Annotated in this window: 21 protein-coding genes and 1 pseudogene; 1 reads left to right on the top strand and 21 read right to left on the bottom strand. The window is 59.9% G+C overall.

What is annotated here, in order from left to right; translation table 11 throughout:
- Window positions 1–2: 2 nt before the first annotated feature.
- The 15 genes and pseudogenes from rsgA to ABC336_RS28465 all read right to left on the bottom strand — a co-directional run bounded on the left by rsgA (window position 3) and on the right by ABC336_RS28465 (window position 18852).
- A complete protein-coding gene (gene rsgA / locus ABC336_RS28535) occupies window positions 3–926 on the bottom strand; it encodes a ribosome small subunit-dependent GTPase A (RefSeq protein WP_413241887.1) in 924 nt (307 codons plus the stop codon).
- Window positions 916–3082 (bottom strand): annotated as a pseudogene (gene pknB, locus ABC336_RS28530) (Stk1 family PASTA domain-containing Ser/Thr kinase). Before pknB ends, rsgA begins: the two are co-directional and overlap by 11 nt.
- Before the next feature lie 8 nt (window positions 3083–3090).
- Window positions 3091–3849 (bottom strand): Stp1/IreP family PP2C-type Ser/Thr phosphatase, encoded by a 759-nt coding sequence (locus ABC336_RS28525; protein WP_413241886.1) that lies wholly within the window; start codon window positions 3847–3849, stop codon window positions 3091–3093.
- Between the two features lie 6 nt (window positions 3850–3855).
- Window positions 3856–4902: a dual-specificity RNA methyltransferase RlmN gene (rlmN, locus tag ABC336_RS28520; protein WP_413241885.1), complete on the bottom strand. Its 1047-nt coding sequence runs from the start codon at window positions 4900–4902 to the stop codon at window positions 3856–3858.
- Between the two features lie 150 nt (window positions 4903–5052).
- Window positions 5053–6435 (bottom strand): 16S rRNA (cytosine(967)-C(5))-methyltransferase RsmB, encoded by a 1383-nt coding sequence (rsmB, locus tag ABC336_RS28515; protein ID WP_413241884.1) that lies wholly within the window; start codon window positions 6433–6435, stop codon window positions 5053–5055.
- On the bottom strand, window positions 6432–7379 hold the full coding sequence (gene fmt / locus ABC336_RS28510; RefSeq protein ID WP_413241883.1) for a methionyl-tRNA formyltransferase: 948 nt from the start codon (window positions 7377–7379) through the stop codon (window positions 6432–6434). Before fmt ends, rsmB begins: the two co-directional genes overlap by 4 nt.
- On the bottom strand, window positions 7376–7870 hold the full coding sequence (def, locus tag ABC336_RS28505) for a peptide deformylase (RefSeq protein WP_413241882.1): 495 nt from the start codon (window positions 7868–7870) through the stop codon (window positions 7376–7378). The genes fmt and def overlap by 4 nt, the downstream gene beginning before the upstream one ends.
- A gap of 69 nt (window positions 7871–7939) precedes the next feature.
- Window positions 7940–10447: a primosomal protein N' gene (priA, locus tag ABC336_RS28500; RefSeq protein WP_413241881.1), complete on the bottom strand. Its 2508-nt coding sequence runs from the start codon at window positions 10445–10447 to the stop codon at window positions 7940–7942.
- Window positions 10444–11664 carry a bifunctional phosphopantothenoylcysteine decarboxylase/phosphopantothenate--cysteine ligase CoaBC gene (coaBC, locus tag ABC336_RS28495; protein ID WP_413241880.1) on the bottom strand — a complete coding sequence of 407 codons (1221 nt, stop codon included), beginning with the start codon at window positions 11662–11664 and terminating at the stop codon, window positions 10444–10446. Before coaBC ends, priA begins: the two co-directional genes overlap by 4 nt.
- A 120-nt stretch (window positions 11665–11784) precedes the next feature.
- On the bottom strand, window positions 11785–11994 hold the full coding sequence (rpoZ, locus tag ABC336_RS28490; RefSeq protein WP_413241879.1) for a DNA-directed RNA polymerase subunit omega: 210 nt from the start codon (window positions 11992–11994) through the stop codon (window positions 11785–11787).
- Between the two features lie 7 nt (window positions 11995–12001).
- A complete protein-coding gene (gene gmk / locus ABC336_RS28485) occupies window positions 12002–12625 on the bottom strand; it encodes a guanylate kinase (RefSeq protein WP_413241878.1) in 624 nt (207 codons plus the stop codon).
- Between the two features lie 21 nt (window positions 12626–12646).
- Window positions 12647–12907, bottom strand: a complete 261-nt coding sequence (gene remA / locus ABC336_RS28480) for an extracellular matrix/biofilm regulator RemA (protein WP_020615370.1) — start codon at window positions 12905–12907, stop codon at window positions 12647–12649.
- A gap of 175 nt (window positions 12908–13082) precedes the next feature.
- Window positions 13083–14969: a bifunctional homocysteine S-methyltransferase/methylenetetrahydrofolate reductase gene (locus tag ABC336_RS28475; RefSeq protein WP_413241877.1), complete on the bottom strand. Its 1887-nt coding sequence runs from the start codon at window positions 14967–14969 to the stop codon at window positions 13083–13085.
- A gap of 140 nt (window positions 14970–15109) precedes the next feature.
- Window positions 15110–15946 carry a diaminopimelate epimerase gene (gene dapF, locus ABC336_RS28470; protein ID WP_413241876.1) on the bottom strand — a complete coding sequence of 279 codons (837 nt, stop codon included), beginning with the start codon at window positions 15944–15946 and terminating at the stop codon, window positions 15110–15112.
- 125 nt (window positions 15947–16071) lie between these two features.
- Window positions 16072–18852, bottom strand: coding sequence for a calcium-translocating P-type ATPase, SERCA-type (locus ABC336_RS28465; RefSeq protein ID WP_413241875.1), 2781 nt, complete (start codon window positions 18850–18852; stop codon window positions 16072–16074).
- Window positions 18853–19046: 194 nt separating this feature from the next.
- On the opposite strand from ABC336_RS28465, the gene ABC336_RS28460 reads away from it, so the two are divergent.
- On the top strand, window positions 19047–20798 hold the full coding sequence (locus tag ABC336_RS28460) for an Rqc2 family fibronectin-binding protein (protein ID WP_413241874.1): 1752 nt from the start codon (window positions 19047–19049) through the stop codon (window positions 20796–20798).
- A 39-nt stretch (window positions 20799–20837) separates the two neighbouring features.
- On the opposite strand, the gene ABC336_RS28455 is transcribed toward ABC336_RS28460, so the two are convergent.
- From ABC336_RS28455 to ABC336_RS28430, 6 genes are all read right to left on the bottom strand, one after another.
- Entirely contained in the window at window positions 20838–21800 is a 963-nt protein-coding gene (locus tag ABC336_RS28455) for a MerR family transcriptional regulator (protein WP_413241873.1), read from the bottom strand.
- Window positions 21797–22648: a PHP domain-containing protein gene (locus ABC336_RS28450; RefSeq protein ID WP_413241872.1), complete on the bottom strand. Its 852-nt coding sequence runs from the start codon at window positions 22646–22648 to the stop codon at window positions 21797–21799. Before ABC336_RS28450 ends, ABC336_RS28455 begins: the two co-directional genes overlap by 4 nt.
- A complete protein-coding gene (locus ABC336_RS28445; RefSeq protein WP_413241871.1) occupies window positions 22639–23550 on the bottom strand; it encodes a selenium metabolism-associated LysR family transcriptional regulator in 912 nt (303 codons plus the stop codon). Before ABC336_RS28445 ends, ABC336_RS28450 begins: the two co-directional genes overlap by 10 nt.
- Window positions 23551–23709: 159 nt before the next feature.
- The gene (locus tag ABC336_RS28440; RefSeq protein ID WP_413241870.1) at window positions 23710–24147 is read right to left on the bottom strand and encodes a hypothetical protein; all 438 of its coding nucleotides are present in this window, start codon (window positions 24145–24147) and stop codon (window positions 23710–23712) included.
- Window positions 24148–24297: 150 nt separating this feature from the next.
- A complete protein-coding gene (locus tag ABC336_RS28435; protein ID WP_413241869.1) occupies window positions 24298–24561 on the bottom strand; it encodes a YlbG family protein in 264 nt (87 codons plus the stop codon).
- Window positions 24562–24619: 58 nt separating this feature from the next.
- On the bottom strand, window positions 24620–25111 hold the full coding sequence (locus tag ABC336_RS28430) for a YlbF/YmcA family competence regulator (protein ID WP_413241868.1): 492 nt from the start codon (window positions 25109–25111) through the stop codon (window positions 24620–24622).
- Window positions 25112–25118: the final 7 nt, after the last annotated feature.

Genomic DNA, 25118 nt, shown 5'->3' with positions numbered 1-25118 from the left:
TTTTAATACCTCCGCTTTTTATCTTTCATCTCGGCCAGGAAGAGCAGATAGTGCTCATGCCGGCTGGGACTGATCTCACCGTTCTCCAACGCCTCCAGGACGGCGCAGAAAGGCTCGTGGGTGTGCGTACAGCCCCGGAACTTGCAGGCACCCGCCCGCTCCCGGAATTCGGGGAAGCATCCCGAGAGCTCATCTACGCCCAGCTCCTGAAAATCAAGCTGGCTGAAGCCCGGCGTATCCGCCACGTAACCACCGCCTGCGATCCCGATCAGCTCGACATGCCGCGTCGTGTGCTTGCCGCGGCCAAGCTTGTTGCTGATCGCTGCAGTATGGAGTTCCAGTCCAGGCACAATGCTGTTGAGCAACGAGGATTTGCCGACGCCCGATTGGCCGGCGAATACGCTGAGCCGGCCCGCGAGACGCGCCTCGAGCTCCCCCGTCCCCTCATGGCGGAGCGAACTGGTCGAGTAGATCTCATAGCCGATCGGCCGGTAGATCCGCTCGATGTCTGCCAGAGTATCCGCTCCTGTACCGTCCTTGGCCGCAAGGTCGAGCTTGCTGAGACAGATAATGGGCTGCAGGCCGGCATGCTCGACATGAGCAAGGAACTTGTCCAGCAGCTGCAGATTGAGCGTCGGTTCGGTTACCGAGAACACCAGTACGGCCAGCTCCACATTGGCGACGGGCGGACGCACCAGCTCCGTTGTTCGCGGCAGGATGCGATTGACAGCGCCTTCCCCGTTCTCGGTTGGCTCGTAGGCGACAAGATCGCCTACGAGCGGGGACTCGCCCCGTTTCTTGAAGATGCCGCGGGCCCGGCACTGGAGGGTCGGCTCTGCCGCCCCTCCCTGCTCGGGCCGGACATAATAATAACCGCTTAATGCTTTGACGATGCGTCCAATCTGCTCCATTCCGTTATTGCTCATCAGCATCCCCGTCCTCTGTGCCGTTCTCTGTCTCGGCAGGCGTCTCATCATCCGGCGTGCCATCTGCCGGCGACGCCTCTTCATTCGGCGGCGGATCAAGCTCTGGCGGATCGACGACAGGAGGCGGGTTGCTCTCGATCGGTTCAGCGACGATGGTGCCCGCGCGGGCAGCGTCGTAAGTCACATGATAGGTGCGGATGAAGATCTCATCCCGGTAGACAGACACTAACGCTTCGGTTCTCGGATCAAGAACCAGCCTCACGGGGAAGTTCTGCATGCTGTTGATGCGCCGCTTGCCGAAGTCCTGATTGTCGCCGCGAGCATCAGAGTATTCGATCCGGATCTCGCGGCGTGCCGTTCACCTCAGCCGGCGAGATCGGGATGTTAAAGGTGTACTCCAGCGCATCCTCCGGCAGGCCCGAGCTGACAGTAATCGTCACTTCATCGCCTGCGGTGACCTTGTCTCCGGGATTGAACGGGAACTGTTCCAGTACTTCGCCTGCTGGCCGATAGCTGGACTTCTCCATGATTCCTTCGCCCGGACCAAGCACGAGCCCATTTTGCCGCAGTATGTTGATGGCTTCGTTCTGAGACTTGCCGATCAGCTCCGGCATGTCGAACGGCTCCAGTCCCTGACTGACCTCGAAGGAGAACGAGGCTTCCTCCGGATTGAACTGCTCGCCCGCTGCCAACGACTGGCTGACGATCGAGCCCGTCTCCTCCTCGGAGTAGACATCGACCTTCTCGATCCGCTCCTGAGCTACACCGAGCGCGATCAACTGCGCCCGTGCATCCTCATAAGGATCGCCGATATAGCTTTGCATCACTTGCATCTCCGGTCCGATACTGACGACCAGCTGGATGTAGGAGCCTACCTTGACCCGCATATTCTGCTTGTTTTGTTTGAGCACGATGCCGGGCTCTACCTCGGAGGTGACCTCTTCAAGGATCGGATCCTCAACTTTCAATCCATTTTCTTCTAATATCTGTACAGCCCGTTCTATCGGCTCATTGATGACATTCGGCACATCCACTTCCTCGGTGTCCAGTCTGTTCACGAAGTAGAAGAAACCGACCAGCAGCAGGGCCAGCACCAGCAGCGTCACACCGATCGTCACGACCGGCTTGACCCACTTTTTCTTGGCCGGCTTCTCCGGCTGCTGCGGCTCCACAGGTTGGCGCGAGTCCAGCGGCTGACCGCTGTGACGCGTGTGCATGGTCTGCGTATGCATCGACGCCGGCGAGGCGGCAACCGTCTCCATCCCCGGCCGGATCGCCGGCATGGCCCGCGTCGCTTCCGCATCGTCGGCAAACTCGAGCTTGGCCTCGTGCATCCGCTCCGGCAGCAGGCAGCTGTCCAGATCCTCGATCATCTCCTCGGCCGAGCTGTAGCGCTCGGCGGGATCCTTGCGCATCGACCGCAGGATGATATTCTCCAGACTTTGCGGGATATGCGGGTTGACCCTCCGGGGCTCCTCGAAGTTCTCTTGGAGATGCTTCAGCGCGACGCTGATCGGGCTCTCGCCCAGGAACGGCAATCTGCCGGTCAGCATCTGATACAGGACGATCCCCAGTGAATACAGGTCGGACTTCTCGCCGGTATTGACGCCCTTGGCGTGCTCCGGCGAGAAGTAATGCACCGAGCCGACGACCGAGCCCGTCTGGGTGATCGTGGATGAAGTGACGGCTCTGGCGATGCCGAAGTCCGTTACTTTGACACGGTTGTTCTTGCCGATAAGTATATTATGCGGCTTAATATCGCGATGGATAATCTGATTATGATGGGCGTGCTCGAGCGCATCGCAGATCTGCAGGGCGATATGGACCGCCTCCTGGGCCTGCAACGGCGCTCTCTCCAGGATAATCTCGTTCAGGTTGCTGCCCTCGACATATTCCATGACAATATAGTGTGTCTCGTCCTCCTGCCCGACATCATAGATGCTGACGACGTTGGGATGGGAGAGGGAAGCGGCAGACTGCGCTTCGCGCCGGAAGCGGCGGATAAACTCTTCATCATGGACAAACTGCTGGCGCAGCACCTTGATGGCGACATGCCGGTTCAACAGGACGTCATGCGCTTTGTATACAAGCGCCATGCCGCCGCCGCCGACCTGCTCCACAATCTCGTAACGTCCGCTCAGCTCGTGTCCGATCATGTCATCGCTCACCCCTCTTGCCCTGCAGCTGCATGGCTCTGCAGCAGAACAACGGTAATATTGTCTTCCCCGCCTGATTCCAATGCCAGCTCCACCAGACGGTCCGCCTTGGCATCCAGATCATGCCCCGGCGCAAGGACCGTCTCGAGCATCTGAGCATCATCGACCATATTGCTGAGCCCGTCGCTGCAGAGCAGCAGCACATCGCCGGGCTGCCAGTCGATGGTCAGCATATCGACCTCAATCTGGGCATCTGTCCCCAACGCCCTTGTCAGCACATTGCGGCGCGGATGATGCGCCGCTTCCTCGGCGCTGATCTGACCGCTCTTGGCCAGTTCATTGACCAGGGTGTGATCCTCGGTAATCTGTTTCATCGCATCGCCCCGGATATGGTAGGCCCGGCTATCGCCGATATGGCCGATGACACCGGTCTCGCCCTGGATAAGTGCGGCTACGACGGTCGTGCCCATATTGTGATACTGCTCGTTCTGGGAAGCGATACCGTAGACGACCTCATTGGCCTGCAGGATCGCTTGTCGGATAAGGAGCTCCGCTTCTGCCCCGCTCAGCACCCCCGTCACGCTGGCCTGCGTCGCCTCGCGGAACGCCTCGACGGCGAGCTCGCTCGCCACATCGCCGGCCTGATGCCCGCCCATGCCGTCGGCGACGATCGCCAGGGCATGACCCGGACCGCCGCTGACGGCCCAGGCACGGTCCTCGTTTACTGTCCGGATACGTCCGATATCACTGCGGTTAGCCGTTATCAATCGCGTTCACCTCGTCTGGGACTCCATATGTTTGGCACGCAGCTGGCCGCAGGCCGCCGCGATATCGTGCCCTTGCTCTCTACGGATCGTCACATTGATATTCTTGCGCTCCAGGATGCGCTGGAACTCGAAGATGTCCTCGCGCGGCGTCCTGACATACTTGCGCTCGGGGACGTGGTTGACCGGGATCAGGTTGACGTGGCAGAGCAAGCCCTGCAGCACCTCGCCCAACTCCTCAGCATGCTCCGGCTGATCGTTGACCCCGCCGATCAAGGCATACTCAAAAGTAATACGGCGTCCGGTCTTGGCTACATAGTAGCGGCAGGCTTCCATGACATCCGCAAACGGAAAGCGCCGGTTGACCGGCATCAGCTTGGAGCGGAGCGCGTCATTGGGCGCATGGATCGAAATCGCCAGGTTGATCTGGGTGTTCTCTTCGGCGAACTTGTACATGCTCGGCACGATGCCGCTGGTCGACACGGTAATGTGACGCTGCCCGATATTCAGCCCTTTCTCGTGGATCATCAGCCGCAGGAAGGTCATCGTTGCTTCATAATTCTCAAACGGCTCGCCAGACCCCATGATGACGATACTGGAGACACGCTCGTCGGTCTCGTCGAGCATCTGCTGTGCCGTCACCACCTGGGCGACGATCTCGCCGGCCGTCAGATTGCGTTTGAGACCGCCCAGCGTCGATGCGCAGAACGTACAGCCGATCCGGCAGCCAACCTGCGTAGTGACGCAGATGCTGTTGCCGTAATTGTGGCGCATGATGACCGTCTCGATCGCATGGTTATCATGCAGACCGAACAAAAACTTGACGGTGCCGTCCTTGGATTCAAAACGGGTAATCTCGTCCAGCGTCACAAATGCAAACTGTTCCTCCAGCTTGCCTCGCAGCGGCAAGGGCAGATTGCTCATCTCTTCGAAGGAGCGTACCCGCTTCACGTACAGCCAATCAAACAGCTGACTGGCGCGGAACGCGGGCTCGCCCTGCTCCTTCATCCAATCCTGCAGCTGCTCAAGTGTATAGTCGTATATAAATGGTTTCATGGATATCACAACCCGTTTCGGTAAAGTTGGTCTTTAGAAGCGCTCAAGAAGTTCACTGAACGTTTTGAGCATAATCTGAATGGACCATCATTTTATTGTACCATAAAGCGTCTGGACCGGCCACACGGTCAGCGGTGGCCAAGCCGCGCCTCACGCCTGTTTGCGCAGAGCGGCGATGAAGAATCCGTCGGTGCCGAAATGCTGCGGCAGCAGCTGCACCCTGCCATCGAAGGTCTCGCCCAGCACACCGCCCGACCGCAGTCTCTCGAGCAGCGGCTGCGGCCATCCCGGATCAAGGGCAAACTCCGGATGCGCCTGCAAAAAACGGTCGACTTGCCCGGCGTTCTCCGTGTGATCCACTGTGCATGTGCTGTAGATCAGTCTGCCGCCCGGGCGCAGCAGCGGGACTGCCGCCTCCAGCAGTCTGGCCTGCACCTCCGCCACCGAATCGATGTCCGCTTCGGATTTGTGCCACTTGATCTCAGGCTTGCGGCGGATGACTCCCAGTCCCGTGCAGGGCGCATCCAGCAGGATCAAATCCAGGGAAGCTGCCTCCAGCTGCTCACCGAGCTGGGCCGCATCGCCAGTCATCGCAAGAATGCTGTGCAAGCCGAGACGTTCGGCCTGGGCCTCGATCAGCTGGCGCTTGTGCGGATGCAGGTCATTGGCCCGGACGACGCCAGCATCTCCCATGCGCTCAGCGAGGTGCGTCGTCTTGCCGCCGGGCGCCGCGCAGCAGTCCAGCACCTGCATGCCGCTGCGCGGAGCGGCCGCTTCCGCTACCAGCATGGAGCTCTCATCCTGGACGGTCCACCAGCCGTTGCGGTAACCGATCGTATCCGCCAGATTGCCGCCCTGGCTGACGACGATCCCATCCTCCGCAAGCGGCGAAGGAGCGGCTTCATAGCCCTCTTCAGCCAGCAGCGCCAGTACTTCTTCACGTGTCTTGCGCTGTCTGTTGACCCGGATGCTGGCATGCGGCGGCTCATTATTGGCACGGCACATCGCTTCCGTCGTCTCTTCCCCGAAAGCGGCAATCCATCGCCGGGTAAGCCAGAGCGGATGCGAGTGGACAAGCGAGATCCGCTCATCCGGTGGAAGTCCTGCCGGGAGCGACAGCTTGTCCGGGCTGCGCTGCAAGCTGCGGAGCACGCCGTTGACCATGCCAGAGATGCCCCGATGACCTCGCTGCTTCGCCAGCTCCACCGCTTCGTGGACAGCAGCATGCGGCGGCACGCGCGTCAAGTATATGAGTTGATAAGCACTCATTCGCAGCAGCTGCAGCACCCAGGGGTCGAGCTTGTGTAGACCTTTGGTAACGAAGCGCTGCAGGACATGGTCCAGCGTATTAAGCCGCTGGATCGTGCCGTAGACCAGCTCCGTCGCCAGGCCGGCATCGGCTCGCGACAGCTCAGCCGCCTGCAGAGCTCGATTCAGCTGAAGATTGCTGTAAGCTTGTCCCCCTGTCACCTTGACGAGAGTATCCAATGCGACGGAGCGAGCCGTGACCGCGTAGCGGCGCTTGTCCGTCATTGCGGTTCACCGCCCAGAACGGTCCCCGCCGGCAGACGAGCGCCCTGGAGCCATGAGGCAGCATCCATCGCCCGCTTGCCTGCCGGCTGGATGGTAAGCAGCCGCAGCGCGCCGTCGCCCGTCTGCACGAGCAGGTCCGGGCCATCGGCGGTCAGTACTGTTCCCGGCTCAGCGCCAGCGGTGCCGGACGTTGCCTCGGCACGACAAGCCCAGATCTTGAATACGTCGCCCTCGAGGTAGGTAAACGCCCCCGCCATCGGTGCGAGTCCCCGCACTTGGTTGTAGAGCTCGCGTGCCGGACGGCTCCAGTCGATCCGCTCGTCATCGCGGCTCAGATTGGGAGCGTAGGTCGCCAGCGCATCATCCTGAGGCACGGCAACGGCCGTTCCATCCGCAATCGACGGCAAGGTCTGCACCAGCAACTCCGCTCCGGCTTCGCTCAGCTTGCGGAACAGATCGCCCGAGGTGTCGTTCTCTTCGATCGGCACCTGGGTGCGGCTGATCATGTCGCCGGTGTCCAGACCTTCCGCCATATACATAATCGTCACGCCGGTCACCGTCTCGCCGTTCATAATCGCCCTCTGGATCGGAGCGCCGCCGCGGTAGCGGGGCAGCAGCGAGCCATGGACATTAATACAGCCCAAGCGAGGCAGCTCGAGCACCTCCTTGGGCAGTATCTGGCCGTATGCTGCCGTCACGATCAGCTCCGGCTGCAGCGCAGCCACCGCCTCGATCGCTTCCCGGCTCCGCATCCGGAGGGGCTGCAGCACTTTCAGTCCCCGCGCCAGGGCCGCTTCTTTGACCGGCGGCGGGGTCAGCGTCCGCTTCCTGCCCTTGGGCTTGTCAGGCTGCGTCACAACGGCTGCTATCTCATAGCCGTTGTCAAGCAGCGTATTCAAGGAAGTGACGGCAAATTCAGGGGTACCCATAAACACAATCCTCATGCCTCGCGCTCCCTTGTGGGCGGCGTCTGCGATACGTCGTACACCTTTTCAGCCAGATCGGTGAACAGCACGCCGTTTAGATGATCGACCTCGTGCTGGAACGCACGGGCCTGGAATTCGGTCGCCTCGATGACCATCGGCTCGCCGAAGCGGTCTTGCCCCCGCAGCTTCACGCGCATCGCCCGCCGCACATCGCCATTGAGCCCGGGGATGCTGAGACAGCCCTCGGGACCGAACTGCTCGCCTTCCCGCTCGATGATCTCCGGGTTGACCATCTCGATCAGACCGCCGCTCTCTTCACCAGTATCGACGACGATGACACGCTTCTGGATGCCGATCTGCGGCGCCGCCAGACCGACGCCTTCCGCGTCATACATCGTATCGGCCATATCGTCCAGCAGCTTGTGCAGATTGGCGTTGAACTTGGTAACCGGTTTGGCTTTCTCGCGCAGCACCGGGTCGGGATCTTTGACTATTAATCGAATCGCCATAACAGACTTCCTGCCTTTGCATTGAATTTGTTATTTACTCTATGAGTCACTCTGCAATTTATGAATGGTTTACATGATGACTTGCGGATCGACGTCGATGCTGAACAACACCTTGGCTCTGGAGCCTTCCGCAAATGGAGCCAGAGCTGACTGCAGCAGCTTTGTTGCATCCACGCCCCCACGATATTTTATCATACATTGAAAACGGTAGCGATCCTTGAGCCGCGGGATCGGCGACGCGACAGGCCCCAGAATCTCCAACGCCTGCTCCCTGTCGCTGTCCAGCGATGCCAGCACCCCTGCAGCCTCCGCCTGCCCCCGCAGCGCCTCGGCAAACTGCTCGCCGGTCGACGCCAGGAGCGGCAGCTGCTCATGCGAGAGCGTCACCAGGATCAGACGGCAGAAGGGCGGGTACGCCATGAAGCGGCGATGCCGCAGCTCCTCTGCGGCAAACGCCTCATAATCGTGCTGCTGTGCCGTTCTCACGGAGTAGTGGTCCGGCGTGTAGCTCTGGACGACTACCTCGCCGGGCAGATGATGCCTCCCGGCCCGACCGGCTACTTGGGTCAGCAGCTGGAACGTCTTCTCCGCCGCCCGAAAGTCAGGCAGATGCAGCGAGGAATCGGCTGCGATGACCCCGACGAGCGTAACATACGGAAAATCAAGGCCTTTGGCGACCATCTGCGTCCCGAGCAGCACATCGGCCTGCCGGTCGCCAAACCGTCTGAGCCACTTCTCGTGGGACCCTTTCTCTGTCGTCGTATCGACGTCCATACGGATGACGCGGATGCCGGGGAACAGCTTGGCCAGCTCTTCTTCGACCCGCTGCGTGCCGGTCCCGAAGAAGCGGATATGCTCGCTATCGCAAGACGGACAGGCGGTCGGCGACAGCTCGGCGTGTCCGCAGTAATGGCATCGCAGCATCCTTGTCTTCTGATGATAGGTGAGCGAGATGTCGCAATGCGGGCAGCCGGCCGTATAGCCGCAGGAACGGCACATGACGAATGTCGAGTAGCCACGCCGGTTCAGCAGCAGCACTGACTGCTCGCCCCGCTCCAGACGCTCGGCCAGCGCCTGGTGCAGCCGTCTGCTGAACATCGAACGGTTGCCCTCCTCCAGCTCCTGCCGCATATCGACGACCTCTACCGGCGGCATCGGCCTGCCTCCTACACGCTCCGGCAAGGGCAGATGCGCTGCTGCTGCTGCGGATACATCCCTCGTTCCCTCCTGTGAGCGGCGGGCTGCCATATAACTCTCCAGCGACGGCGTCGCCGAGCCGAGCACAACGGCAGCGCCATGCTGCCTGGCCCGCCGGATAGCGACATCCCGAGCGTGGTATTTGGGACTTTCCTCCTGCTTGTAGGAGGACTCATGCTCCTCATCGATGATGATCAGACCAATCGACTCCAGAGGCGCAAAGATCGCCGAGCGGGCGCCGATGGCCACCTTCACCTGCCTGTGCCTGATCTTGCGCCACTCGTCATAGCGCTCCCCCTGCGACAACCGGCTGTGCAGGACGGCTACCTCGTCGCCGAATCGTCCTTTGAACCGCTCGACCATCTGCGGAGTAAGCGAGATCTCCGGCACGAGGACGATCGCTTGGCGGCCGCCGGCGATGCAGCCGGCGATTGCCTGCAGATAGACCTCGGTCTTGCCGCTGCCGGTGACGCCCTGCAGCAGGAAGACGCGCGGCGACCGGGCAGCGACTGCCTCCGCGATCGGAGCCAGTACGGCGCGTTGGCCTTCTGTCAAGGCGAGCGGCTGCGAGCGCACGAAGTCCCTGCCCGCATACGGATCGCGCAGCTGTTCGACCTCGCGCAGCTCGACCAGCCCTTTGTCCGCAAGCGACTTTATGCTGCTGGCCGAGGCCCCGGCTTCCGTCAGCAATGCCTGCAGCGGGATCGGCTCCGTCCGTTCCAGGATGCGGCCGAGCAGCTCCCGCTGCTTGGCCGCTCTGGCGGGCAGCGCCGCCAGCGCCTGCTCCGCGGATGTTTTGTCCGCAGGCGGGAAGACAGTCAACACGGTGCGTACCGCCAGCCGGTCCTTGACCCGTACATCCTCGATCAGCCACCCGGACTGCAGGGCGCTTCGGATCTGTGGGCCATGCTCGGGGTAGCGCTGCAACAGCGCCGCCAGTTTGACGCTTCCCTGCTTGTGCACAGCTTCGAGCAGTCCGGCCGGCAGATCGTCTGCCCACAGCCCCTCCGCATCCTCGGGGGCGGTACCCAGACTGACATAGCGCTCGGCTTTGCCCTTCAGGGCAGCTGGGATCATCGCCTGCAGCGCTGCCGTCCATGTGCAGCAGTACTTGATGCTGATCCAGCGGGCCAGCTCGATCAAGTCCGGAGAGAGCGGCGGCAGCGGATCGAGCAGTTCCGCGATATCCTTGAGCCGGCTGCCGGCGACAGCCGCATCCTCGGCCAGCTCGACCACGAAGCCCTGCAGCGTCCGGCCGCCGAACGGCACGCCAACCCGGCTGCCTACGGCAATCCAGCCGCCCAGCTGCTCGGGCACCCGATAATCGAATGGCCGATCAGTCTGGCGGCTCGGAACGTCGACGATCACCCGGGCGATCAAGACGGATCGGCCCCCGCCAGACCCATGCGCTCCGCGATCAGCTCAAGCAGCCGCCTCGCCACCTCGCCCTTCCCGAGCAGCGGCCAGGATATCGCGAGCCCTTCGCGATCATAGACACTGACGATATTGGTGTCGCCATGGAAGCCGGCTCCATCAAGGCTGACATCGTTGGCGACGATCAGATCGCACCGCTTCCGCTGCAGCTTGTCCATGGCATGGCGTTCCAGCTCCCTCGTCTCAGCGGCGAAGCCGACGAGAAATTGTCCCTGCTTGCGTTCGCCAAGCGTCTGGAGGATATCTTCGGTCTTCTCCAGCTCCAACGTCAGGTGATCCGCACTGCCGGTTTTCTTCATCTTCTCCGGATGTCTGACGGCTGGCCGGTAATCGGCGACGGCCGCCGACTTGATGACGAGGTCCGCGTCGTCATACCGGGACAGTACCGCATCCAGCATCTCGGCCGCAGATTCCGCCCTTACGACCACGACCCCGGGCGGCGGATCCACCATCGTCCGGGCAGCGATCACCGTTACCTCCGCTCCCATATCGCGGGCAGCCGCTGCGATCTCGAATCCCATCTTGCCTGACGAATCATTGGTCAGGTAACGCACCGGGTCGATCCGCTCGACTGTGCCGCCTGCAGTGATCAACACCCGCTTGCCGCTGAGCAGACGCGGCCGGTCAAAATACGTGCGGATAGCCGCCACGATCTCCTCCGGCTCGGCCAATCGCCCCTTGCCGACATAACCGCAGGCAAGCTGTCCGCTGCCGGGTTCGACGAAATGTACGCCTCGCGCCGCCAGCAGCTCCATATTGTGCCGAACCGCCGGATGCTCGTACATATGCACATTCATCGCTGGAGCGATCAAGAGTGGCGCTGTCGAAGCCAGCACCGTCGTGCTGAGCATATCGTCGGCCATTCCCCACGCCAGCTTAGCCAGGATATTGGCTGTCGCCGGCGCGATGACGATCAGGTCGGCATGGTCGGCCAGGTCGATATGCGAGACCACAGCCGGATCCTGCTCGGCGAAGGTATCGGTATAGACCGCATGGCGGGACAGCACCTGCAGCGTAAGAGGCGCGACGAATTTGGCGGCGGACTCCGTCATGATGACACGGACATCGGCTCCGGCCTGCGTCAGCTTGCTGCATAGCGCGGCTGCCTTATATGCGGCGATCCCGCCGGTGATGCCCAGCAGGATGCGTTTGCCTGTTAGCATGGATTGGCTCATCCTTTCAAACAGAAACGACTTCGTCGTCCATAAGGGGGCGAAGCCGTTCCGGTTGGCTTAAAAATTTGAAAAAAATAACAACCACGCGGGTTGTTACTGGAAGGTAAACTAGGATTTGATGCTGGGATCGGAGATTACTTGGACATGATCGTTGTAGATCTCCTCCAGCGCAACGCCGACATGCTTGTGCGAACGGGGGGTTTTCAGTTCCGATTTCTCACCGTCGCGCAGTGCGCGGGCGCGCCGGGACGCAGCGACGACCAGCGAATATTTGCTGTCTACTTTTTTGACCATCTCGTCAATCGAAGGATATAACATCTGCTTCTCACCTCATGCTTTCTCTGATCGCTTCTGCCTGCTGGGCAGTCTCCGCCAGCTGACGGCCAATCCGGCAGTGCTCGGCAGTAACGATGCTCTGGATGCGGCTGCAAGCCGCTTCGATCTGATCATTAGTTACTGCGTAATCGTAATGACGGAGCAGATTCATCTCTTCTACCGCGACAGACATCCGATGGTCGATCAATTCATCGGTCTCCGTCCCCCGCCCGGTGATCCGCTGCTTCAGCTCGTCAAGCGAAGGCGGCATCAGGAAGACGAATACGCCGTCGGGGAATTTCTCTTTCACCTTAAGCGCGCCTTGAACCTCGATTTCCAAAATAATGTCTTTGCCCGAAGCAATCGTCTTCTCTACGAAATCGCGGGGCGTGCCATAGTAGTTGCCGACGTATTCCGCATACTCGAGCAGCGCATCGCGGGCGATCATGTCCTGGAACTGCTCCCGGCTGCGGAAGAAATAGTTGATCCCGTCGACTTCTCCCTCGCGGGGCGCGCGGGTGGTCGCAGAAACGGAGTAGATCAACTCAGGCATCTTATGACGGAGCACCGAGCAAACGGTGCCCTTGCCAACGCCTGATGGTCCTGACAAAACGATCAATAGTCCTTTTTTCATGATACTCCCCATCTGTTCGTCCTATTCGTCGTGATCGTCATCCTTTGTGGACAACCGGTGCGCCACGGTCTCCGGCTGCACTGCCGACAGAATGACATGGTCGCTGTCCGTAATGATGACGGCACGCGTACGCCGGCCGTAAGTCGCATCGATAAGCATATGACGGTCGCGGGCTTCCTGGATAATCCGTTTGATCGGCGCCGATTCCGGGCTGACGATCGAGATGATGCGGTTCGCTGATACGATATTTCCGAATCCGATATTAATGAGTTTAATAGCCATGACAGGGTTCCCTCCGGTCTTAGAGCAACGGGTATGATGATGACTGGAATGCTACTCAGTGTTGACGAAAAAAAATGGATGCATACGTTCACGGCTTGACCAGCAATGACCTTATTCTAATCCATTTTCAGAACGGGAACAAGTGAAAATGCGGAAAAACCCCCAAAATAACGGGTTATCCTCGCATAACCTCTTGCTGGCGCCCGGTTTTGGCCCATACGTATTGCGTGAGCTCCGCCGTCATCTGGTAGAACATAAACGGGGTCATCAGGTAGATGCCGTTGAAATGCGGCAGCGCTGCATCCAGCAGCTCCTTGGCGATCCGCACGCCCTCGGCGCGCCCCGCCTCGCCCTCCAGCCCGTTCATGCGCTGGCGCACCTCGTCGGAGAGCTGGATGCCTGGCACCTCGTTGTGCAGGTACTCGGCATTGCGGCCGCTCGCCAGCGGCATGACGCCCAGGAACACGGGAACCGGCAGATCTGCGGTGGCACGGGCGATGTCCTCGATCAGACGCGGATCGTATACCGGCTGGGTCATGATATAATCGGCGCCGGAGGTAATCTTCTTCTCCAGCCGCTGCACCGCCTTATCGAGATATTTGACGTTGGGATTGAAAGCCGCCCCGACGACAAAATCGGCCCGCTGCTTGAGCGGCTTGCCGGAGAAGGCGATGCCTTCATTAAGCTGCTTGATCATCCGGATCATCTCAAAAGAGGTCAGATCGTACACGGAGCTCGATCCCGGCAGATCGCCGAACTTGGCGGGATCGCCGGTTACCGCCAGCACATGGTCGATGCCGAGCGCATCGAGTCCCATCATGTGCGACTGTGTACCGATCAGGTTGCGGTCGCGGCAGGCGATATGCACGAGCGGCCGGATGCCTGTCCGCTCCTGCAGCAGCGAAGCGAGCGCGATGTTGCTCATCCTCGTGACGGCCAGCGAATTGTCGGCCATCGTCAAGGCGTCGGCACGGGCAGCCTTCAGCGCTTCGGCACCAGCCAGGAACTTGCGGATATCGAGATCGCGCGGCGGATCCAGCTCGACGATGACTGTGTGCCGCTCGCGCACCAGGTCGACGAGGCTTGGCGGCTTCGCGGGCGGCTCCTGGATGCCGGCTGCGCCAGCGACGGCCGGCCTGGTCCGGACAGCAGGCACGCTCTCCAGCTCCGCAGCGGCGTGCTTGTCCAGGCTCGGTTCATAGCCGGCGAGCGCCTGGCTGATCGCGGCGCTATGCTCCGGTGTCGTGCCGCAGCAGCCGCCGATGATCCGCGCGCCACGGTCAGCTAGCCGTCTGGCCATCTCGCCAAAATACTCGGGCGTCGCCGTATAAGTGTATTTCCCGTCCACATAATCAGGAATCCCTGCGTTGGGGAATACGGACAGCGGCACGCCGAGACTGCCCTTGACCGTATCGAGCGCCCGCAGGATGCCTACAGGGCCGCTGCGGCAGTTAAGCCCCACGACGTCGGCTCCCGCCGCCTCCAGACGCGAGAACGCCTCCAGCAGCGTCACACCGTCCTTGGTCCGGCCGACATCCTCCACCGAGAGCTGGCAGATCACCGGGATATCGCCTGCTTCGCGCGCCAGCGTCAACACCAGGAGCAGCTCTTCCAGATCAAAGAACGTCTCCATCATCAAGCCGTCCACGCCCGCCTCCAGCAGCACATCGATCTGCGAGCGGAAAGCCGTGCTCAGCTCCGAAGTACGGATCGTCTTGCGCTGTCCGCTGCGGATCGAACCAATCGAACCGACCACATACGCATCATCGCCGACAGCCTCGCGCGCGAGCTGGACGCCCGTCCGGTTCAGCCGTTCGACTTCTCCCTCCAGCCCGTACTTGGACAGCTTCTCGTAATTGGCCGAGAAGGTGTTAGTTTCGATCAGCCGGGCACCGGCTTCATAATAAGCGCGATGCACATTCCGGATGACCTCCGGACGCAGCGTGTTGAATTCCTCAAACGAGACGCCGACGGGAAAGCCCAGCTGGTACAGATACGTTCCCATCGCCCCGTCGCCCGTAATGAGCCCCTTCTTCAGGGCTGCCCGCAAGTCAGACTTCATCAGCTTCTCCCCCCTGTTCCTATAAAAATAAAAGTTCGAAAAGTTCGCTTTTCAATACCGAGCTCGCAATCAAAAGCGGACAATCAAATCGAAAAGCAGTGCTTGGTCAGCAGCTGCTTTTCGGCTCGGCTATTCGACTGTCAGCCCTGCACGGTACCGCTGTACACTTCAGCAGCCGGGCCGCTCATATACACGTGATTATCCGCTTCGTTCCACTCGATGAGCAGATCGCCGCCCTTGAGCGAGACCGTGGCAGTACGGTCGGTCGAGCCGTTCAGTACGGAGGCGACGACCGTAGCGCAGGCGCCTGTACCGCAGGCCAGCGTCGGGCCTGCCCCCCGCTCCCAGACCCTCATGTCGGCATGGGCAGGCGAGTTCACAGTGACGAATTCAACGTTGATCTTGCGCGGGAAGAGCGGATGCGTCTCCAGCTTGGGCCCCCACTTGTGCAGATCAAAGCTCTTGGCGTCGTCGACGTAGATGACGCAATGCGGATTGCCCATCGAGACGGCGGTGAACTGGAATGTCGTACCGTCTACCTCGATCGGGTGATTGACGACCGTATCGGCATCGATCGTGGTCGGCACCTGCAGGCCTGCCAGTACCGGCTCGCCCATGTCCACCCGGACGCTGGCCGCTCGGCCGTCCTCGATCTGCAGCTGCACCTGCTGTACTCCCGCCCCCAGTGTCTCTATCGTAATCTGATCCTTGTCAGACAGACCTTTATCGTATACATACTTGGCCACGCAGCGGATCGCATTGCCGCACTGCTCGGCTTCCGAACCGTCAGAATTTATGATGCGCATCCGGAAATCCGCCTTCTCCGAAGGCAGAATATAGACGAGTCCGTCGGCTCCGATACCGAAGTAACGATTGCACAGACGGACTGCCAGCTCCGGCGCGTTCTCCGGCAGTGTCTGCTCCCCGGCCACGACGATGAAGTCATTGCCCAGGCCATGCATTTTCGTAAAATTCATCCTTGATTGCACTCCTTCAGGTCCAAAACTTGGACAGCGATGCGATATCGCCTGCCCAAGACAATTTTCTTTTTCCTATTAGCATAATACAAACCCAAAGGAAACGCCATGCCTATTTTGCCGGATCACCGGGCTGCCGGCCTGGTGCCGCCGAAGGAAGGACGGCTCTGACGCTTCTTCCCCTGCGAACCCAGAACACTGCCGATCCCCATCAGGAATGTCGGGATGCCGGCGGCCACGAAAACGAGACACCAGTGCCTAAAATCTAGAGGGACTGTCTTAAAGATCGGCTGCAGCGCTTCGATGTAGAGGACGCCGAGCATCAGCAGCAGCGAAGACAGCACGGCAAGCACCAGATAGCGGTTCTGCAGCGGATTGCGGTGGAAGATCGAGCGCGAGCTGCGGCAGTCAAAGACATGGATGAGCTGAGCCATGACCAGCGTTGCAAAGGCAACTGTCTGCGCTTCAACGAGATTGCCCGGATTTTGGCGCAGTGTGATCCAGAAAGCCCCAAGCGTACATAAGCCGATCAGGAGACCGCGGCTGACGATCTTCCAGCCGAGCCGCCGGGCAAAGATGTTCTCCTTGGCCGGGCGGGGCTTCTGCTTCATCAGATCCTTCTCTGCCTGATCGACGCCAAGCGCCATGGCCGGCAACCCATCGGTCACCAGATTGACCCAGAGGATCTGGATCGGCACCAGCGGCAGCGGCAGTCCGGCCATCATCGCCAGGAACATCGTCATGATCTCGCCGACGTTCGAGGCAAGCAGATAACGGATGAATTTGCGGATATTCTCATAGATGCCCCGCCCTTCCTCGATCGCCGACACAATCGTAGCGAAGTTGTCGTCGCTGAGCACGAGCGCCGACGCTTCCTTGGATACATCCGTGCCAGTAATGCCCATGGCGATCCCGATGTCGGAGGCCTTGATGGCCGGCGCGTCGTTGACCCCGTCGCCGGTCATCGCGACGACATGGCCTTGCCGCTGCAATGACTTGACGATCCGCAGCTTGTGCTCGGGCGATACTCTTGCATAGACGTAGATATTGTCAACCTCGCGGTCCAGCTGTTCATCTGTCATCGCCGCCAGCTGACGGCCGCCCACGGCGACACCGCCGCGCGGCATGATGCCAAGCTGGGCTGCGATCGCCTCGGCCGTCATCTGATGATCGCCGGTGATCATCACTGTCTTGATGCCGGCCTGCCGGCATGTCGCGATCGCTTCGCGCACCTCGCGGCGCGGCGGGTCGATCATCCCGCTCAGCCCGACAAAGATGAGCTGCTGCTCTGCCTCCTGCTCGCTCTCGCAGCCATCCTTGCTGCGGATATCCCGGTATGCCATGCCCAGCACCCGCAGCGCAGAGGCCGCCATCTGCTCGGCAGCAGCCGCGATCTTCTGCCGCAATGTCTGCGTCAGCGGGATTACGTTGCCGTCCCACAGCACATAAGAGCATTGCTCCAGGAGCATATCGGAGGCGCCTTTGACACACAACAACCGGCCGCCCTGATGCGTGACGAGAACGGACATCCTTTTGCGTTCCGAGTCGAAGGGGAACTCCTTCTCCCGCTTGTATACCCCCTCCAGCGCCTTGGCGGAGAGGCCTAGCTTCGCCGCAAGCACCGCCAGCGCTCCCTCGGTCGGATCGCCTTTGATCAGCCACTCGCCTTCCTCCGTCTCTGCTCCCTTGGCACGTCTGCCTTCCTCTGCAGGCTCTTTCTTATACAATACCGAGTTGTTGCAAAGGGCAGCCACCTGCAGCAGCCGACGCAGGCCCTGGTCATGCTTCAGATCAATATGGACACCTTGCTCCGTGATCTCGCCTGCCGGTTCGTAGCCTTCGCCGCTCACATCGAGCTGACGGCCGCTGAGCCACAGCCGGGTAACGGTCATCTTATTCTGCGTCAGTGTACCCGTCTTGTCGGAACAGATGACAGACGCGCAGCCCAGCGTCTCTACCGAAGGCAGCTTGCGCACGATCGCTTTGCGCTTGATCATCCGCTGTACGCCCAGTGCCAGGGCGATCGTCACGATCGCCGGCAGCCCTTCGGGGATGGCCGCTACGGCCAGGCTGACCCCCGCCAGGAACATGCCGTACGACGGCTGGCCATGCAGGATGCCGGCCACGACCACCATGACGGTCAAGCCGACAGCGACGGCGATCAGGATCTTGCCGAGCTGCTCCAGACGATGCTGCAGCGGCGTCTCCACCGCTTCGGTCTGCTGGATCAGATCGGCGATCGTTCCCATCTCCGTCTGCATCCCTGTCCGGACGACGATCCCTTTGGCCGTACCGCGCGTCACCATCGTTCCCATGAAGCCCAGATTGCGCTGATCGCCGAGCGGCAGCTCTGACTCGCGGATCGGCAGCGACGTCTTGCCGACCGGCACTGATTCGCCAGTCAGCGCGGACTCTTCAACATAGAAGCTGTTGGTCTGGAGCAGCCTGATATCCGCTGGCACCCGATCCCCCGGCTCCAGCAGCACGAGATCACCGGGGACCAGTTCGCTGGCAGCGACAGACGTCACCTCGCCGCCCCTGACGACGCTTGCGCTCGGCGCAGACAGCGCCTTAAGCGCCCGCAACGAGCGCTCGGCACGAAATTCCTGGACGAAGCCCAATATACCGTTGATGACGATGATGGCGATGATCGTCACCGCATCCAGATATTCTCCCAGCAATGCAGATACCAGCGTGGCGCCTACGAGCACCAACACCATAAAATCCTTGAATTGGTTAAGCAGCAGCGTAAGCGGCGAGATCCGCTTGCCCTCGGACAGCTCGTTGCGCCCATAGCGCTCCAGTCGCTCCGCCGCCTCCTCCGAAGCCAGGCCGCGGATGGGGTCGCAGCCAACATTCCGGGCGATCTCCTCTGCATCCATCTGATGCCACTTTTTCTGATCCATGCTCCTTAGTCTCCCTCCCGCTTCGTCCGGCCGGTCCGCGAACGCTTCCTCAGCGCGTCTTCGGACAGCCCTTCTTGGCCTAATGTATTCGGACAAACCGTAATTTATCACCGGCAGGGCTTAAGTTTTTGGGTCAACTATGGCATGATAGAAGCATTGCAATTTTTAATTGTCCAAGAAGGAGAATCGTAAATATGGCATTAGACGGCATCGTCACGCGCGCCATTGCGGCAGAGCTGCAGGGCTGTATCGGCGCCCGCATTCATAAAATACACCAGCCCTCCGCTCGCGACCTGGTGCTGCAGATCAGAGGGAACGGAGCCCAGGGCAAGCTGCTGCTGTCCGCAAATCCTACCTATCCACGGGTACACTGGACTCAGCATACCTATACCAATCCCAAAGAAGCACCGATGTTCTGCATGCTCCTGCGCAAATATTGCGAGGGCGGCATCATCGAGCAGGTGAAACAGATCGGCAATGAGCGGATCCTCCATCTGACGATCCGGCGTCGGGACGAGCTCGGCGACATGATGCTCCGGACGCTGGTGATCGAGCTGATGGGGCGGCACAGCAATATCATGCTGATCGATCAGGACAACGGCCTCATCCATGACGGCATCCATCATGTGACGCCGGCGATCAGCAGCCACCGCATCGTTATGCCGGGTGCGGCCTATGTCCCGCCGCCTGACCAGCGCAAGGCCAATCCACTGCTGGTAACGTCGGCTGAAGCGATGCTCTCCCACCTTGAGGCAGCACCCGCCGATGGTCCGCTGCACCAGCGTCTCGTTGATGCCTTCAGCGGTATCAGTCCCTTGCTCGCCCGGGAGCTCGTCTACCGGAGCGGTCTTGCCGGAGATGCGGACAACGAGTTGCTGTCCACCACCTTGTGGCCGGTGTTTGACAGGATGATGGAAGACTTCCGCGATCATCGCTACGCGCCGGCTATCTTCGAAGACAGCCGAGGCCGCGCTGTCTTTGCGGTCACGGCGCTCTCGCATCTGGGCCGGGAAACTGCCGCTTACGATAAGGTGAGTGCGTGTCTGGAAGCTTACTACGGGGATAAAGCGCAGCGGGATACGGTCAAGCAGCGGGTCTCGGATCTGCTGCGATTCCTGAGCAATGAGAAAGCCAAAAATATCAAGAAGCTGGAAAAGCTCGCGGAAACGATCGAGGAAGCCAGGGATGCGGACAAGTACCGGGTGCTGGGTGAACTGATTACCACTTACATGCATCAGATCAATAAAGGCGATGAAGCGGCAGAGGTAGTCAACTACTACGACGAAGCCGGCGGCATGGTGCGGATCGCGCTCGATCCGCAGCTGACCCCTTCCGAGAACGCCCAGCGGTACTTCAGACGATACAACAAAGCAAAAAACAGCCTCAGTATGGCTGCAAGCCAAATGGAATCGGCACGGGAGGAGATCCGCTATCTGGAGTCGCTGCTGCAGCAGCTGGACAGCGCATCGCTGGCTGATATCGAGGAGATCCGCGAGGAGCTGGTGGAGCAGCATTACTTGCGGGACCGCAGCAAACGGACGAACAAAAAGAAAAAGCCGGCCCGCCCGTCTCTGCTCTCCTATACGTCTTCTGAAGGAATCAGTATCCTGGTCGGCAAAAACAATACGCAGAACGAGTATCTTACCAACCGGCTCGCCGCTTCCTCCGATACTTGGCTGCATACCAAGGACATCCCTGGCTCCCACGTCGTGATCCGCGGCGGCAGCTTTGGCGAAGCCACCCTCGAAGAGGCGGCGATGCTTGCCGCCCATTACAGCCAGGCGCGGGGCTCCAGCCAGGTGCCTGTCGATTATACGCTGATCCGGCATGTGCGCAAGCCCAGCGGCGCCAAGCCGGGATTCGTCATCTATGATCATCAAAAAACGCTGTTCGTCACTCCGGACGAACAGCGTATCCAAGCTCTTCCCGTTGCTACGTTGACCTGACCTGCCGCCCCCAGGCGGAATCGCCCAGCCCGCCTGGCTTCAACGCCAGGCGGGCTGGAGCATGTCATGCACCTTCCGCATCGCCTGTTTACCGTCTCCATGGATGAGATGCACTGCCTGAGTACCCGGATGCAAACCAGAAGCGTGCACGCCTGCGCCGCCGATGAAAACCAGCGTACCCGGCGATACGGCAGCAATCCTCCGGTCCAGCTCAAGCAGGAATGCTGCAGCCTGTCCCAACCGCCGCTCGGAAGAAAAGCTGAAGGTGAACGCCGCCGGATGCAGATCGTCCAGACAATCAAAGATTCCTTTCTCAGCAGGAGAGGCTCCTAGGTAGACCACTCTGTAGCCGAGCTGTCTGGCAAAAAAGCCAATAAACAATATGCCCAGCTCATGCCTCTCCCCGGGTCCGCAAGCCGTCACGAGCAGCGGATGCTCCGGCTGCGGACGAAACAGGCTGCACAAGGTCAAAATGTGATCTCTGATGAAGTGACTGCCGAAATGCTCCTGATATTCCGATATGGCGCGGCTTTGCCAGCGCTCTCCGAGTTCAACAAGAACCGGTTCGAGGATATTCATCAGCACATGCTCGGCCGGGTACGCCTGAATGTATCGGTCATAAACTGCCCGAGCCCGCTCCGTATCGATCTGCTCGATCGCCTCGATCAACTGCCGAATCGGCTCTTCCCATAGGTCCGGTGGGCCGTCATACGCCGGCACGCACCCGAGCTTAGGGCCTGTCGACCCTGCCGTATAATCGTGTGCCTGCTGCGATCTCTCCCGGCCATGCTCCATCACGGCCATGCCGATCGGTACCCCCTGGTCCACTTGCTGCTTCAACTGGCGCAGGGTATCGATGTCCTGCCGGCTGTAGGCCCTGTAACCATTAGGCATCCGCTGGGGCGTCACGGCCTGATACCGCTCCTCCCATTTGCGGATGAGCTGGGTCGACAGCTCTGTCTGCGCAGCCACCTCCTTTATCGTATATACTCGCTCCTTCATAGTTCCTGCCTCCTCGCTCGCTGGAGCTGGGCTACGGTTTCCAGGCCCGCCGTGCAGCATCCGAGCTCGCCGTGAAAGACGCTGCCTTGCCGCTCGCCGTGAAAATCCGAGCCTCCCGTTGCGATCAAACCGTATTCCTCGGCCAATGTCCGATATTGCGCTTCCTGTTCCGGGCTGTGATCGGGATGACTGACCTCAATGCCGTCCAGACCGGCCTCGACCAATGGCCGGATCAGCCGGTCTTCACGATATAACCCGGGGTGGGCAAGACTGCTGATCCCCCCGGCCTCTTTGATCCATTCGACCGCTGTGAACGGCGTCACTTTGGGGACCGCGACATAGGCTGCGGCCCCGTCGGCCAGATAGCGATCGAAGGCTTCCCTCATCGACGCTACGACCCCTTTCTCCAGCAGCACCGCGGCAATGTGAGGACGGCCCACCGTCTCATCCAGACCTGACTTGCCCGCTGCAGCCAGCACCTCCGCCATCGTGATCTGCACCCCAAGCTCTGCCAGCTTCGCCACGATCCGTTCATTACGCTGCATGCGCCCCGCGCGCAAGCCCCGGAGCCGCTCCTGCCAGCGCTCCTCCTGCCAATCGGGAGCGTATCCGAGCACATGAATATCTTTGCCATCCCAGCTTGTACTGATCTCTACCCCTGGAATGACCAGGATACCGGAGCGCTTGCCCTCCTGAAGGGCCTCGCGGACGCCAGCCATCGTATCATGGTCCGTGATGGCAATGGCGGCAAGCCCCGCGCGCTGAGCCCGTCTGACGACAGAGGCGGGGGAGAGCAGACCGTCCGAAGCGTTTGTGTGCACATGCAGGTCTGCCCGCGTCATAGCCATTGCTGAAGATCCCGCTCACGCAAGAAGGCTAGAAACGTTACCGCCGAGATCGGGAGGAGCGCCGACTTCAGGTAGATGGAATAAAACTGGCGTTTAAACTGCACATCCACGATAGGGACGATGCGAATCAGGCCTAGCGACACCTCATGCTTGACCGAGGAACTGGACAGAAATGAGACGCCAAGACCGGCCTCAACGGCTGATTTCACTGCACCGGTACTTCCCAGCTCCATGACGATCTTGAGTGTTCCGGGATCAATCTCGCGCCGCCTCAGTTCGTCCTCCATGACGAGCCGGGTGCCGGAGCCTTGCTCCCGGAGCACCACAGGGTACTGCATCACGTCCTGGATCGACACCTCCGAAGCCGACGCCAACGGATGCGACGCCGCGACAACCAGCTTTAATTCGTCACTCAGCACCGCTTCCATATGCATATCCGGATGATTGATCGGCGCCTCGATCAGCCCGAAGTTTAACTGATGGCCCAGGATCTCTTCCATAATCTGCGCCGTATTCATAACCTTCAAGCTGATCCCGATATGCGGATATTCGCGACCAAATGGGCCGAGCAGCCGAGGCAGAATATACTCTCCGATCGTCAGCGAGGAGCCCAGCTGGAGTCTGCCTTTCAATTGCTTGGTAAATCTGGACATCGAGGCATCAGTCTCGCGGATCAGTTCGATGCTCCGCCGGGCATACGGCATCAGCGCGCTGCCCGCTTCTGTGAGCTCGATCCGTTTGGTCGAGCGATGCAGCAGCTTCGTGCCGAAATAATCCTCGAGCGATTGCACCTGCATCGTCACCGCCGGCTGGGTCATATGAAGCGCCTGAGCGGCTGCCGAGAAGCTGCCCCGCTCGGCGACTGTATAAAAAATATGGAGCTGGTGAAAATTGAGAGCCATTGCGGTTCATCCTTTCTGTTCTTGCTCATTATATCAAAGGTTAGACAAAGCCGCGACGCGCAATCAAAGGTTATCCAGAATGGCCAAACCCTATCCACGCAACAAAAAACACGCCTCCGACAAAAGGCGTGCCTGCATCATGACAGATGAATCCTCGGATTACTTACGTTTGCGGCTGTTCTTAATGAGGGTCATGCGTCTGGAATGGCGCAGCCATGAATAGTAAGACTTAAGGTCACGCAGTTCTATCGTCTCCGACATTCGACCCAGAAAGGTCACAACAATCATTTTGTGGAGCGGGTTGCCGACCAGATCCGTCTCACGCTCCAGCTTGGCGAACTCGGCGACGAACACGAGATCATCGTCGATCAAGTAGACATCCTCTTCATTGCGGTAATAGGATTCAACCCTTCCCTGCTTGAGGCTCTCCCATATAAACCCTGCAATATCCTCGAAGCCGGTTTTTTCACTTTCTACCCTGTCCGCCCAACGGATCTTCGCGTGATTCGTGATGACGACATCCGCCACTTTTTTATCACCGAGCACGACATGAAATGATTCATATGTATTCCATCTTTCGGTTGTTTTGTCTTTCATCTCGAATCCACTCCCCCTTGTGAAACAGGCTGTAAAAGCGGGTATATATACCTATTCATTCTACCACGAATACCGCATAATTCCAACGGATCGTGGCATTAGCGGAGAAATATCCAGGAAACAAGGCCTAGCAAATCGAGTCAAATCGAGTCAAATCGAGTAAAAACGTGTTTTGTCTTCCATATTGGAATTATATTCAGTCTTCAGCTCATTGCGATAAGAGCGTTCGATCTTTTTGACGAATGGGAGGCGCTGAATGTTGCGAATCGTATCCTCCGCCCGGGCTGCATCCATATAGAGCACCACGTAGTGCAGCTTGCGGGACATGTAATAAACCGATCCGTATTTGTCCAGCGTTCTCGCCGCCTTCAGATCGCTGACCCAGACGATATATCCCGTCCGTTCCGAGAACATAGATCTTCCCTCCTCCGGTAATGATGGACCGGCGCATTGCGGCGCCGGCCCTTGGCGCTTAGCCGCAGCCGCCGCTGCCGCAGGAGCAGGATCCGCCGCTGCCGCAGCCGCCGCTGCCCCCGCGCTCGTTGCCGGGCACCTTGATCGTGTCTGACACCGATTCCGCGATCAGCTTTGACATCTCGTACAGGAGATCGTCGACCTCTTGCTCCGCAGCTTTGAAGCGTTGAACGCTCGGCAATTCGTCCAGTCTCGCTTCGATCGCCTTGACCTTATCACGAGCCTCGTGATAGTCGGGGTGGAAGCGTCCAAACCGCTCGCACTCGGCGAACAGCTCCTTGGCTTTGCGGAATTGGATGACGAGCTCCTGAGCCTGCTCATCCTCCGCAACCGCGGTTTTCCAGTATAGATAGTCGGCCACCGGGGCCGAAGCATTGATCATATCTCCCAATTCATAGGCCTGCAGCAGCAATGCGCCCATGTCGAGTGAAGTCCCGCGATCCGTCTCAAGACCGATTGCTGCAGACTTCTGCTGTTCTACTGTGAGCATCCATCCA

This window comes from Paenibacillus jepli, from assembly GCF_047238105.1.
Lineage (GTDB): Bacteria > Bacillota > Bacilli > Paenibacillales > Paenibacillaceae > Paenibacillus_D.
The sequence above is the reverse complement of the archived record's forward strand: the minus strand, read 5'-3'. Positions and strand labels throughout refer to the sequence as shown.

Coding starts and splice junctions, on each gene's coding strand:
- rlmN (WP_413241885.1), bottom strand. CDS start 4,902: ATGAAACCATTTATATACGACTATACACTTGAGCAGCTGCAGGATTGG.
- dapF (WP_413241876.1), bottom strand. CDS start 15,946: ATGAATTTTACGAAAATGCATGGCCTGGGCAATGACTTCATCGTCGTG.
- ABC336_RS28435 (WP_413241869.1), bottom strand. CDS start 24,561: ATGTTCTCGGAACGGACGGGATATATCGTCTGGGTCAGCGATCTGAAG.
- ABC336_RS28450 (WP_413241872.1), bottom strand. CDS start 22,648: ATGGCTATGACGCGGGCAGACCTGCATGTGCACACAAACGCTTCGGAC.
- rsgA (WP_413241887.1), bottom strand. CDS start 926: ATGAGCAATAACGGAATGGAGCAGATTGGACGCATCGTCAAAGCATTA.
- ABC336_RS28465 (WP_413241875.1), bottom strand. CDS start 18,852: ATGGATCAGAAAAAGTGGCATCAGATGGATGCAGAGGAGATCGCCCGG.
- ABC336_RS28445 (WP_413241871.1), bottom strand. CDS start 23,550: ATGGCTCTCAATTTTCACCAGCTCCATATTTTTTATACAGTCGCCGAG.
- ABC336_RS28475 (WP_413241877.1), bottom strand. CDS start 14,969: ATGAAGTCTGACTTGCGGGCAGCCCTGAAGAAGGGGCTCATTACGGGC.
- coaBC (WP_413241880.1), bottom strand. CDS start 11,664: ATGCTAACAGGCAAACGCATCCTGCTGGGCATCACCGGCGGGATCGCC.
- ABC336_RS28430 (WP_413241868.1), bottom strand. CDS start 25,111: ATGCTCACAGTAGAACAGCAGAAGTCTGCAGCAATCGGTCTTGAGACG.
- gmk (WP_413241878.1), bottom strand. CDS start 12,625: ATGAAAAAAGGACTATTGATCGTTTTGTCAGGACCATCAGGCGTTGGC.
- def (WP_413241882.1), bottom strand. CDS start 7,870: ATGGCGATTCGATTAATAGTCAAAGATCCCGACCCGGTGCTGCGCGAG.
- ABC336_RS28455 (WP_413241873.1), bottom strand. CDS start 21,800: ATGAAGGAGCGAGTATATACGATAAAGGAGGTGGCTGCGCAGACAGAG.
- fmt (WP_413241883.1), bottom strand. CDS start 7,379: ATGAGGATTGTGTTTATGGGTACCCCTGAATTTGCCGTCACTTCCTTG.
- rsmB (WP_413241884.1), bottom strand. CDS start 6,435: ATGACGGACAAGCGCCGCTACGCGGTCACGGCTCGCTCCGTCGCATTG.
- ABC336_RS28460 (WP_413241874.1), top strand. CDS start 19,047: ATGGCATTAGACGGCATCGTCACGCGCGCCATTGCGGCAGAGCTGCAG.
- ABC336_RS28440 (WP_413241870.1), bottom strand. CDS start 24,147: ATGAAAGACAAAACAACCGAAAGATGGAATACATATGAATCATTTCAT.
- rpoZ (WP_413241879.1), bottom strand. CDS start 11,994: ATGTTATATCCTTCGATTGACGAGATGGTCAAAAAAGTAGACAGCAAA.
- remA (WP_020615370.1), bottom strand. CDS start 12,907: ATGGCTATTAAACTCATTAATATCGGATTCGGAAATATCGTATCAGCG.